Below are 10334 nucleotides of genomic sequence, written 5' to 3'. Positions count from 1 at the left end.
CCATGGCCACCAGATACGACAAGCTGGCCGTGCGCTACGAAGCCACCCTCACCGTCGCCGCCATCAACCAATGGCTCAAAGCTTTATGAAACGCGGCCTAGGGCACTCAGCGCCGGCGGTTCTGGAACCTGGTCGCGAGCTTGCGCAGCCGCGCCTGGTTCTCCGGCTTGGCCAGCTGACGCTGACCCTGCTGAACGATCTTCTGACCCTGCGGGCTGCGCAGGAACATCTGCAGTCGCTGCATGAGAGTGGCCATGCAACCGAGCGTGACACCCCAACCTGTGTGATGCCTGTACTTTCTCCCCGTGCGCGTATTGATCTGCCCCGACAAGTTCGCCGGCACGCTGACCGCCTCCGAGGTCGCCACCTCGGTGGCCGAGGGCTGGCACGAGACGGCCCCGGACGACGAGACCGTGCTGCGCCCGCTGTCCGACGGCGGTCCCGGCTTCGTCGAGGTGCTGAGCACCGCGCTCGGTGGCCGCCGCCTCCCGGTCGACACCGTCGACCCGCTGGGGCGCCCGGCCCGCGGCGAGGTGCTGCTGGTCGGCGACAAGGCCTACGTCGAGAGCGCCCAGGCCTGCGGCCTACATCTGCTCAGCAAGCAGGAGCGGGACGTCAACGGCGCGACCTCGTACGGGCTGGGCCTGCTGCTCGCCGCCGCGGTGGAGGCCGGCGCGGCCGAGGTGGTCGTCGGGCTCGGCGGTTCCGCGGTCAACGACGCCGGCGCCGGGATGCTGGCCGCGCTGGGTGCCGGCCCGGTCGACGTGAGCGGCTACGCCCTGCCGTACGGGGGAGCGCCGCTGGTCACCGCGACCGCCCTGGCCGGCGAGCCCCAGCTGCGCCAGGTACGCCTCGTGGCGGCCACCGACGTCGACAACCCGCTGGTCGGCCTGCACGGCGCCAGCAGCGTCTACGGCCCGCAGAAGGGCGCCACCCGCGAGGACGTGCTGCGGCTGGACGCGGCGCTGGACCACTTCGCCGGTGTGCTGGAGCAGGCGTTCGGCGTCGAGGATCTGCGCAGCCTGCCCGGTGGCGGCGCGGCCGGGGGGATCGGCGCCGCCCTGCTCGCCCTCGGCGGCCGGGTCGTCTCCGGGATCGGCCTGGTCACCGGCCTGATCGCGTTGGAGGAGCAGCTCGACGCGGCGGACCTGGTGATCACCGGTGAGGGCTCGTTCGACCACCAGTCGCTGCGCGGCAAGGTCGCCGCCGGCATCGCCAACGGCGCCCGCGACCGGGGCCTGCCCTGCGTGGTCATCGCCGGGCGCAACGAGACGGGTCACCGCGAGGCGGCCAGCGCCGGGGTCACCGAGACGTACGCCTTGATCGAGCACTTCGGCTCCGAGGAGCAGGCGCTGGCCGAGCCGGCCCGGGGCCTGCGCGAGGTCGCCGCCGGGCTCGCCCGGCAATGGAGCAGATGACCAGGTGTCCGACATCTCGGCGCCGGCGATTGGGAATAAGCCCGGACAGCGTTAGCGTTGGCCGGTACGGCACATCACCGGACCGGCAGGAGAACCGCAACGTGACCACTGAAGCGCACACCGAGTCGACCGAGGCCACCACGGCCGCGCCGACCGGCGTCATTTTGACCGACGTCGCGGCCGCCAACGTCAAGCGTCTCATCGCGCAGGAGGGTCGCGACGACCTGCGCCTGCGCATCGCCGTGCAGCCCGGTGGCTGCTCCGGCCTGCGCTACCAGCTCTTCTTCGACGAGCGCTCGCTGGACGGCGACATCGTGGCGGAGTTCGACGGTGTCGAGGTCGTCGTCGACCGGATGAGCTCGCCGTACCTGGCGGGTGCCACGATCGACTTCGCGGACCGCATCGACGCGCAGGGCTTCACCATCGACAACCCGAACGCGCAGAACTCCTGCGCCTGCGGCGACTCGTTCCACTGATCCACTCCGCCGAGGGCCGTTCCCGTGACCGGGGGCGGCCCTCGACCATGTCTCGAGCGGAAAACCAGGCCGGCCCGCGACCATGGGCCGGCCCGGGGAACCATGTCCGGCAGATGACGCCCGGGTGTCGCCCGGGCCGACGGCCGGTAGGCTCACCCGGTAATCGCACCCGACCTCGAGGGCCGACATGAAGATCGCCGTTACCGGCTCGATCGCCACCGACCACCTGATGCACTTCCCCGGCAAGTTCGCCGAGCAGCTGATCGCCGACCAGCTGCACAAGGTCTCGCTCTCGTTCCTCGTCGACGACCTGGTCGTGCGGCGCGGCGGCGTGGCGTCGAACATCGCCTACGGCATGGGCAAGCTGGGCCTGCGCCCGATCCTGGTGGGTGCGGTCGGCGCCGACTTCGCCGACTACCGGTCCTGGCTCGAGCGGCACGGGGTCGACTGCGACTCGGTGCACGTCAGCGAGGTCGCCCACACGGCCCGCTTCGTCTGCACCACCGACGACGACCTGAACCAGATCGCCTCGTTCTACGCCGGCGCGATGAGCGAGGCCCGCAACATCGAGCTGGCCCCGGTCGCCGCCCGCGTCGGCGGCCTCGACCTGGTGCTGGTCAGCGCCAACGACCCGGCCGCGATGATCCGCCACTCGCAGGAGTGCCGGGCCCGTGGCTTCGCGTTCGCCGCCGACCCGTCGCAGCAGCTCGCCCGGATGGACGGCAGCGACGTGCTGACACTGATCACCGGCGCGGAATACCTGCTGACCAACGACTACGAGCGCTCGCTGCTGGAGTCCAAGGCCGGCCTCACCGGCGAGCAGGTGCTCGAGCAGGTCAAGATCCGGGTCACCACGCTGGGCAAGGACGGCGTGGAGATCACCGGCCGCGACATCGAGCGGATCCACGTGCCGGTCGCCCGCGACGTCGTCCCGGACGACCCGACCGGCGTCGGCGACGGCTTCCGGGCCGGCTTCTTCGCCGCCCTGGGCTGGGGTGTCGGCCTCGAACGGGCCGCGCAGGTCGGCTCGCTGGTCGCCGCGCTCGTGCTCGAGACGGTCGGCCCGCAGGAGTACGACATCAAGGCCGACTTCTTCCTCAAGCGCCTCGCCGACTCCTACGGTGACCAGGCCGCGGCCGACGTCCAGCCGTACCTGCCCGCCACGGTCTGAGCCGCGCATGCCGACCCTCGCCGTCTTCGCCGGCCTGCCCGGGGTGGGTAAGAGCACCCTGGCCGGGCTGGTGGGGGCGGCGCTGCCGGCTGCCGTGCTGGCGGTCGACACGGTCGACTTCACCATGCGGGCGTACGACGTCACCGAGCCCCGGCCCGGCTATGCCGCGTACGGGGTGGTGGCGGCGCTCGCGGAGGCCCAGCTCCGGATGGGCCACCACGTGATCATCGACGCGGTGAACCCGGTGAAGGCGGCCCGCCAGCACTGGGTCGAGCTCGCCGAACGCCTCGACGTCCCGTTGCGGGTCGTCGAGGTGGTCTGCGGCGACGACGCCGAGCACCGCCGCCGGGTCGAGAGCCGTTTCGCCGCCCGCGCCCACGACGGCCATCCAACCGCCCCACCCGCCGCCCAAAACCGGACTGAAGACTATATCCCGGACTGGGTGCGCGTGCTGGAACGCCAGGCCGAGTACGAGCCGTACCTGGGCCCGCGGCTGGTGGTGGACACGTTCCTGGCCGAGGAGCCGGTCGGCCCGGTCATTGACTACCTGAGTCTGCGCACCTCGTAGACGTCCGGCGCCGGGCTGCCCAGATATTCCTGGGCCTTCATCCGGCACCAGGCCGGGATGTCGTTGGCCGCCGCCGGATCGTCCGCCAGCACTCGCACGACCTCGCCGACCGCCACCGCCGGCAGCCGCCTGGCCAGGTCGATGATCGGCAGGGGACAGCGCCGCCCCCGCGAGTCCACCTCGATCACATCCCCGCCTCCGCCCGGAGTCCGGCGACCACCCCGGGCAGGACCGCCAGGAAGCGGTCCACCTCCTCGTCGGTGGTCCCGCGGTGCAGCGACACCCGTACGTTGCCGTGGCTGAGCACGCCCATCGCCTCCAGCACGTGACTGGGCCGCAGCGTCGAGGCGGTGCACGACGAGCCCGAGGAGACGGCGAAGCCGTGCCGGTCCATCGCGTGCAGCAGGGCCTCGCCGTCGACGTACAGGCAGGAGAAGGTGACCAGGTGCGGCAGCCGCTGCACCGGATCGCCGACCACCTCGACGTCGGGCACGGTGGCCGCGACGGTCGCCCGGATCCGCTCCACCAGGGCGGTGAGCCGCACGGCCTCGGTCTGCGCCTCGGCCAGCACGGCCCGCAGCGAGGCCGCGGCCGCGACGACGGCCGGCAGATCGAGCGCGCCGACCGGCCGCGGCCGGTGACGATCATCACCCGGGTACGGCGACAGCCACCGCACCCCCTTGCGCACCACCAGCACACCCACCCCCGGCGGACCGCCCCACTTGTGCGCGCTGGCCGTCAGAAGTGACCAGCCCGGCGGCACGGGCACCCGCCCGATCGACTGCGCGGCGTCCACGAACAGCGGCACGTCGTGCTCCGCGCAGGCCTCCGCGGCGGCGGCCACCGGCTGCACGGTGCCGACCTCGTGACTGGCGCTGATGAGGCTGGCCAGGGCCACTCCGGGCGCGCCGACCGCCGTGCGCCAGGCGTCCAGATCGAGCCGGCCGGCCCGGTCGACCCCGACCGGCACCGCGTCACCGGCCTGGGCCGCGGCATGCAGCACCGCCGAGTGCTCGATCGCCGAGTGGACCAGCGTCCGGCCGGCCCGGGCCCGCCCGGCGAGTCCGCCCAGGACAGCGGCGTGCACTGCGGCCGTTCCCGAGGACAGGAAGGACACCTCGTCCTGCCGTACCCCCAGGGATTCGGCGACGCTGCCCTGCGCCGCCTCACGCAGCTGCTGGGCCCGCCGGCCGGCGGTGTAGAGGCGGTCCGGATCGGCCCAGCCGTCCGCCAGGGCGGCGAGCAGCGCCTGCCGCGTGACGGGATGCGGGGGAGCGGCGCTGGCCGCGTCCAGGTAGGCGGGCGCACCGGCGGGATCGGCCATGAATTCCACCTTCCGAACGGTATCGTCCACATGATCAGTCGTTTCGCGGGTACGCCGAAGATCCGACCCCCGGTCAGCGGGTGGCAGGGCCAGGTCGAGTAGTGTGCGACCGTCGGTGACACCTTGCCGCCGGTGTCCGGATTTCGCACCGGGCGGTGCTCTAGGGAGGCAGGAGCAGGTGGTCTCAAGGAGTTCGGTCGCACGGCCGCGTGTCGTACGGCTCGCCGGGCTCGGTGTCGGTGGTGCCATGCTGCTGGCCCTGCTGTCGGGCTGTTCGGTGGACAGCGTCGGAAGCGCCTTCGGCGGGTTCGGCTGGCCCGAGCACGGCATCAGTCTGCAGGCCCACAAGATGTACGACCTCTGGATCGCTTCGACGATCGCGGCGCTGGTCGTCGGGTTCTTCGTCTGGGGCCTGATCTTCTGGTGCATCATCCGGTACCGCAAGCGTGGCGACAATCTGCCCGTGCAGACCCGGTTCAACATGCCGCTCGAGGTTCTGTACACGGTGACCCCGGTGCTGATCGTCGCGGTGCTCTTCTACTACACGGCGATCGTGCAGACCGACGTGGACAAGCTCTCGGCCAAGCCGGACATGACCGTCGAGGTCGTGGCGTTCAAGTGGAACTGGCAGTTCAACTACCGCGACGCACCCGGCGCGGAGGCCAAGACGGTCGCGTCCAACCTCGGCTCGAGCGACGTCATCCCGTTGCTGGTCCTGCCCACGGGCAAGAAGATCCGCTTCGAGGAGACCAGCCGCGACGTCATCCACTCGTTCTGGGTGCCGGAGATGCTGTTCAAGCGGGACGTGTTCCCGGGCAACGTGCGCAACTCCTTCGAGGTGACCCTCGACCGTCCGGGCCGCTACGTCGGTCGCTGCGCCGAACTCTGTGGGACGTACCACGCCTTCATGCAGTTCGAGCTGGTGGTCGTCTCCCCGGAGCAGTTCGACAAGTTCCTCGCGGCCAAGCAGGCCGGCGGTTCCACCCAGGACGCGATGGGCGCGATCGGCTACACCGGCGACGAGCGCTTCGCCGTGACCACGAAGCCATTCGACACCCGCCGGACCGGACAGTCCTGGAATCAGTCCGGCAACACCGCGGCGGGGAAGTAGGGACCAGAGTTGAAGACCGAATACAAGATCTTCGCCGGCGTTGCCGTCTTCCTGTTCGGCGCGGCCGCCGTCTACGGCTCCTACACCTACGGCGAGGTGGGCAAGCTCGAGTGGATCGGCTTCGTCGCCCTCATCCTCTCCGGCCTGCTCTGCTCGATGTGCGGTGGCTTCTTCTGGTTCGTGGCCCGGCGCATCGACCTGCGGCCCGAGGACCGCGAGGACGGCGAGATCGCCGAGGGCGCCGGCGAGGTCGGCTTCTTCAGCCCGGGCAGCTACTGGCCGTTCGGCCTGGCCCTGGCCGCGTCGATCGCCGGCCTGGGCCTGGTGTTCTGGCAGTGGTGGCTGGTCGCCCTGGGCATGATCCTGGTGATCTTCGCGGCCTGCGGCCTGCTGTTCGAGTACTACTCCGGCACCCGGCACCCGGCCGAGCACTGACCGGGACGCAGCGACAGTCAGAAGGCCCGCATCCCCTCGGGGGTGCGGGCCTTTCTGCTGGCCTGTGCGCCCGCGCCGGGGCACGGGGTGAGGCGGGTATGGGTCAGGCGGCCCGGCGCTGCTGGGGGGCCACTCGGGACCCGCCCGCGGACAACAGCACGCGGAAGGTGACCGGGGCGACGATCTCCGCCGCGCCGCAGCGCGTGCAGAGCAGCTCGGGGCACTCCTCGGCATGGCCGTCGACGCAGGGTGGCGTCTCGAACGGCATCTCGGTGTCGCAGATGACGCAGCGCAGTTCTCGATCTCGCACGGGTGGCTCCTCTTCGCCGGAAGGTGGAATTACCCGAATGTCCTTCGAACGTTGTCATGGGCCGCGACGCGGGTCAGGAACCCGGCCCGGCGTGTCAGGAAAATATTGGCCGTCCCGGCCCGCTCCGTGACGTCAGGCGGACTCGGCGGCCTTAGCCGCTTTCGCGGCCTCGACCCATCGGCCGAGCAGCGCCGTGGCCGCCCCCGAATCCACCGTCTCCGCGGCCCGGGCGATCCCGGCGCGCATCGTGTCGGCGAACGTGCCGGGGAAGCGCGCGTGGGCCGCGAACGCCGCCGCCGCGTTGAGCAGGACCGCGTCGCGGACCGGGCCCTTCTCGCCGGCGAACGTGCGCATCGCCGCGTCGGCGTTGAACGTCGCGTCGCCACCGCGCAGGTCACCCGGGTTGCTGCGGGGCAGTCCGAAGTCGACCGCGTCCACCACGGACTCGGTCACCGTGCCGTCCTTGACCGTCCAGATCCGGGTCGGCGCCGCCGTGGTGAACTCGTCCAGGCCGTCCTCGCCCCGCATGACCAGCGCGGAGTCGCCGCGGCGGGCGAAGACCTGGGCCATCACCGGGGCCATCCGCTGGTCGAAGCAGCCGACCGCCGCCGCGCGGGGCCGGGCCGGGTTGGTCAGCGGGCCCAGCACGTTGAAGAACGTCGGATGGCCCAGCTCGCGGCGGGTCACGGAGGCGTGCCGCATGCCGGGGTGGTAGCGCGCGGCGAAGCAGAAGCCGATCCCGGCCTCGGCGACCGTGCGCTTGACCCCTTCCGGGCCCAGGTCCAGCGGGATGCCGAAGAACTCCAGCAGGTCCGCGGTGCCGCAGGCGGACGAGGCCGCGCGGTTGCCGTGCTTGACGACCTTGACCCCGGCCGCGGCCGTGATGATCGCGGCCATGGTGGAGATGTTGACCGTGTGGGCCCGGTCGCCGCCGGTGCCCACCACGTCGACGGCGTCCGCGCGGACGTCCTCGGGCAGCTCGACCACCGTGGCGTTGGCCAGCATGGCCTCGACCAGCCCGGCCAGCTCCGCGGGGGTCTCACCCTTGGCCCGCAGCGCCACCGCGAACCCGGCGACCTGCACCGGGGTGGCGTTGCCGGCCATGATCTCGCCCATCGCCCAGGCGGTGTCCTGCGCCGAGAGCTCCTCAGAGCGCAGCAGGGCACTCAGCAGGTTGGGCCAGGTCGGTGCTCCCATGCGGGGCACACTCCTTCGGGGGGAGAAAGGGAGGCTGGCTCGCCTTCAGTCCGGTCAGGGGCGGCGGCGGGGTGGTTGGACGGGGGCTTCAGCCCAGCTTGCCCATGGTGCCCAGCGGGATCACGCCGTTGCGGCGGCCACGGAGCATGCCGGCGATGGTCTGACCGGTGGTCACCGGGTCCAGCGGGTGCACCAGCGTCGCGTCGACCTGGGCGAACGCGGCCAGCCAGCGGTCGGCGGCGCGGGCGATCACCACACAGGTGGGCGGCGGGTCGGCGTACTCGTCCTTGGTCTGGCGGGCGATGCCCAGACCGCCGGCCGGGGCCGCCTCGCCGTCGAGGACCATCAGGTCGATCTCGTACGTGTCCAGCAGGATCCGGCACTCCTCCCAGGTGGAGGCGTCGACGAACTCCACGGAGAGGTCGGCGGCGGGGCGGACGCCGATGGCCAGCCTGATCCGGTCCCGGACCGCTGGGTCGTCGCTGTAGAGCAGGACGGTGTACTTGTCCGGCTGCGGCTTGCTGTCGTCGCTCATGTGTGCCCCGGTTCCCACGCTCGTAGGTGCCCGCTGATCGTACCGAACCGGTCAGCGGGCGTCCGGCTGTGGTCGTACCGTCGGGCCCGGCTCTGTGATCTTGGTCGCCGCCGCCGGTCCCACTCCGGCCGGCTCGTCCGGGCCGGCCCCGGCGCGGCGCTGGTCCTCGGCCTCCGCGCGGTCCAGGGCCCGGTCGATCCGCTTGGCCTCGCGCTCGGACTGCTTGATCCACTGCAGCACGAGGATGCCCAGCATCGTGACGCTGACGATCTCGCCGCCGGCCCACAGGATGCCGCCGGCCACCACCTGGTCGTTCCACGGGTCCGACCAGTCCAGGCCCAGGCTCGGGTACCAGTCGCCGCCGAGCAGGGTCTTGCTCTGCATGATGGTCAGCCCCAGCACCGTGTGGAACGGCACCGACAGCACCATGAGCAGCGCCCGGGCCGGGTACGGCCAGCGGTTGGGCAGCGGGTCCAGCCCGAGCAGCGGCCAGAAGAACAGGCAGCCGGTGACGATGAAGTGCACGTGGATGAACTCGTGCAGCCAGGCGTGCTCGAGGGTGGCCCGGTAGAGCCCGGTGAAGTAGAGGACGAACGGGTTGGCGACGAAGATCCCGAACGCGACCAGCGGGAACGTCAGCACCCGGGCGACCCCGCTGTGCAGCACCGCCAGCAGCATCTTGCGGTTGGCCGCGGGCAGCGTGCGCAGCGCCAGCGTCACCGGTGCGCCGAGGGCCAGGAAGATCGGGCCCACCATGGACAGCACCATGTGTTGCACCATGTGCACGCTGAGCAGGGTTGTGTCATATGCCTCAAGGCCGGTGACGGTGACCGCGGCGATGGAGCCCAGCCCGCCGAGCAGGAAGGCGACCGTGCGGCCCCGGGGCCAGTGGTCGCCGCGCTGCCGCAGGCGGTGGACGCCGTAGAGGTAGACGGCACCGGCGATGACCAGGAAGAGCGCGAGCAGGCTGGTCAGCCGGATCTGGGTGAAGATCTCGGCGACGCTGAACGGCGGGGGCGCAGTATCCCCCGAGGCCGCCGCGAGCGTGGGCATTTCGACTGGCTGCACCCTTCGAGGCTAGGCCCCGACCGACCGTCACCGGCGCACGGGGCGCGAACCAGGTACGGATTGGGCCCCCCGCGACATGTTCGAGTGATCGCGGGGCAATAATGAGCCCGTGACAGCGGCAGCCATCGACAAGAGCCGGATCCACTCGCTGACGAGACCCAACATGGTCAGCGTGGGGACCATCGTGTGGCTCTCCAGTGAACTCATGTTCTTCGCGGCGTTGTTCGCCATGTATTTCTCGATCCGTGCCGCCGCCCCGGAGATGTGGGAGGAGCACACCAAAGAGCTCAACATCCCGTACGCCACCACCTTCACGGTGGTCCTGGTGCTCTCCTCGGTCACGTGCCAGCTCGGGGTCTTCGCGGCGGAGAAGGGTGACGTCTTCGCGCTGCGACGCTGGTTCACCATCACCTTCGTCATGGGCCTGATCTTCGTGCTCGGCCAGGCGAACGAGTACCGCACGCTGGTCAGCGAGGGCGTCAAGCTCAACGGCGACGGCTACGGCTCGATGTTCTACCTGACGACCGGGTTCCACGGTCTGCACGTCACGGGCGGTCTGATCGCCTTCATCGTCTACATGATCCGCACCACCATGGGCCGGTTCACACCGGCGCAGGCCACCTCGGCGATCGTGGTGTCGTACTACTGGCACTTCGTCGACGTCGTGTGGATCGCGCTGTTCGCCATGATCTATTGGCTGCAGTAGCCGCCCGCCCGTGAG

14 protein-coding genes are annotated in these 10334 nt (G+C 71.0%); 7 read left to right on the top strand and 7 right to left on the bottom strand.

Translation table 11 applies throughout. The features are described from left to right. Positions 1–106: 106 nt before the first annotated feature. Positions 107–256, bottom strand: coding sequence for a hypothetical protein (locus ACWEOZ_RS38610; RefSeq protein ID WP_451915625.1), 150 nt, complete (start codon positions 254–256; stop codon positions 107–109). Positions 257–305: 49 nt separating this feature from the next. Here ACWEOZ_RS38610 and ACWEOZ_RS38605 point away from each other — a divergent pair, with 49 nt between their 5' ends. The 4 genes from ACWEOZ_RS38605 to ACWEOZ_RS38590 all read left to right on the top strand — a co-directional run bounded on the left by ACWEOZ_RS38605 (position 306) and on the right by ACWEOZ_RS38590 (position 3633). Further along, positions 306–1418, top strand: a complete 1113-nt coding sequence (locus ACWEOZ_RS38605; RefSeq protein WP_451915624.1) for a glycerate kinase family protein — start codon at positions 306–308, stop codon at positions 1416–1418. 101 nt (positions 1419–1519) lie between these two features. After that, positions 1520–1894, top strand: coding sequence for an iron-sulfur cluster insertion protein ErpA (gene erpA / locus ACWEOZ_RS38600; RefSeq protein WP_360548229.1), 375 nt, complete (start codon positions 1520–1522; stop codon positions 1892–1894). A 187-nt stretch (positions 1895–2081) separates the two neighbouring features. Next, positions 2082–3065: a carbohydrate kinase family protein gene (locus ACWEOZ_RS38595; RefSeq protein ID WP_451915623.1), complete on the top strand. Its 984-nt coding sequence runs from the start codon at positions 2082–2084 to the stop codon at positions 3063–3065. A gap of 7 nt (positions 3066–3072) precedes the next feature. Next, positions 3073–3633, top strand: a complete 561-nt coding sequence (locus ACWEOZ_RS38590; protein WP_451915622.1) for an AAA family ATPase — start codon at positions 3073–3075, stop codon at positions 3631–3633. Here the strand turns inward: ACWEOZ_RS38590 and ACWEOZ_RS38585 are convergent. Then, positions 3609–3821, bottom strand: coding sequence for a sulfurtransferase TusA family protein (locus tag ACWEOZ_RS38585; RefSeq protein ID WP_451915621.1), 213 nt, complete (start codon positions 3819–3821; stop codon positions 3609–3611). The genes ACWEOZ_RS38590 and ACWEOZ_RS38585 overlap by 25 nt on opposite strands. Further along, on the bottom strand, positions 3818–4957 hold the full coding sequence (locus tag ACWEOZ_RS38580; RefSeq protein WP_451915620.1) for a cysteine desulfurase family protein: 1140 nt from the start codon (positions 4955–4957) through the stop codon (positions 3818–3820). Before ACWEOZ_RS38580 ends, ACWEOZ_RS38585 begins: the two co-directional genes overlap by 4 nt. Positions 4958–5204: 247 nt before the next feature. Here ACWEOZ_RS38580 and ctaC point away from each other — a divergent pair, with 247 nt between their 5' ends. Together ctaC and ACWEOZ_RS38570 are read left to right on the top strand one after the other, a co-directional pair. Further along, positions 5205–6068, top strand: coding sequence for an aa3-type cytochrome oxidase subunit II (gene ctaC / locus ACWEOZ_RS38575; protein ID WP_451915619.1), 864 nt, complete (start codon positions 5205–5207; stop codon positions 6066–6068). 9 nt (positions 6069–6077) lie between these two features. Continuing rightward, a complete protein-coding gene (locus ACWEOZ_RS38570) occupies positions 6078–6503 on the top strand; it encodes a cytochrome c oxidase subunit 4 (RefSeq protein ID WP_451915618.1) in 426 nt (141 codons plus the stop codon). 103 nt (positions 6504–6606) lie between these two features. On the opposite strand, the gene ACWEOZ_RS38565 is transcribed toward ACWEOZ_RS38570, so the two are convergent. The 4 genes from ACWEOZ_RS38565 to ACWEOZ_RS38550 form a co-directional block, all read right to left on the bottom strand. Beyond that, positions 6607–6813 carry a hypothetical protein gene (locus tag ACWEOZ_RS38565; protein ID WP_451915617.1) on the bottom strand — a complete coding sequence of 69 codons (207 nt, stop codon included), beginning with the start codon at positions 6811–6813 and terminating at the stop codon, positions 6607–6609. 132 nt (positions 6814–6945) lie between these two features. Next, entirely contained in the window at positions 6946–8010 is a 1065-nt protein-coding gene (gene trpD, locus ACWEOZ_RS38560; RefSeq protein ID WP_451915616.1) for an anthranilate phosphoribosyltransferase, read from the bottom strand. An 88-nt stretch (positions 8011–8098) separates the two neighbouring features. Further along, the gene (locus ACWEOZ_RS38555) at positions 8099–8545 is read right to left on the bottom strand and encodes a hypothetical protein (RefSeq protein ID WP_451915615.1); all 447 of its coding nucleotides are present in this window, start codon (positions 8543–8545) and stop codon (positions 8099–8101) included. A gap of 51 nt (positions 8546–8596) precedes the next feature. Then, positions 8597–9598 (bottom strand): cytochrome c oxidase assembly protein, encoded by a 1002-nt coding sequence (locus ACWEOZ_RS38550; protein ID WP_451915629.1) that lies wholly within the window; start codon positions 9596–9598, stop codon positions 8597–8599. Positions 9599–9722: 124 nt separating this feature from the next. On the opposite strand from ACWEOZ_RS38550, the gene ctaE reads away from it, so the two are divergent. After that, a complete protein-coding gene (gene ctaE, locus ACWEOZ_RS38545) occupies positions 9723–10319 on the top strand; it encodes an aa3-type cytochrome oxidase subunit III (protein ID WP_451915614.1) in 597 nt (198 codons plus the stop codon). Positions 10320–10334: the final 15 nt, after the last annotated feature.

The organism is Actinoplanes sp. NPDC004185, from assembly GCF_053603475.1.
The sequence above is the reverse complement of the archived record's forward strand: the minus strand, read 5'-3'. Positions and strand labels throughout refer to the sequence as shown.

What these genes read in the sequence shown, in the direction of transcription:
- ACWEOZ_RS38610 (WP_451915625.1), bottom strand. Translation starts at nt 256, where the DNA reads ATGGCCACTCTCATGCAGCGACTGCAGATGTTCCTGCGCAGCCCGCAG.
- ACWEOZ_RS38595 (WP_451915623.1), top strand. Translation starts at nt 2,082, where the DNA reads ATGAAGATCGCCGTTACCGGCTCGATCGCCACCGACCACCTGATGCAC.
- ACWEOZ_RS38590 (WP_451915622.1), top strand. Translation starts at nt 3,073, where the DNA reads ATGCCGACCCTCGCCGTCTTCGCCGGCCTGCCCGGGGTGGGTAAGAGC.
- ACWEOZ_RS38580 (WP_451915620.1), bottom strand. Translation starts at nt 4,957, where the DNA reads ATGGCCGATCCCGCCGGTGCGCCCGCCTACCTGGACGCGGCCAGCGCC.
- ctaC (WP_451915619.1), top strand. Translation starts at nt 5,205, where the DNA reads ATGCTGCTGGCCCTGCTGTCGGGCTGTTCGGTGGACAGCGTCGGAAGC.
- trpD (WP_451915616.1), bottom strand. Translation starts at nt 8,010, where the DNA reads ATGGGAGCACCGACCTGGCCCAACCTGCTGAGTGCCCTGCTGCGCTCT.
- ACWEOZ_RS38555 (WP_451915615.1), bottom strand. Translation starts at nt 8,545, where the DNA reads ATGAGCGACGACAGCAAGCCGCAGCCGGACAAGTACACCGTCCTGCTC.
- ACWEOZ_RS38550 (WP_451915629.1), bottom strand. Translation starts at nt 9,598, where the DNA reads ATGCCCACGCTCGCGGCGGCCTCGGGGGATACTGCGCCCCCGCCGTTC.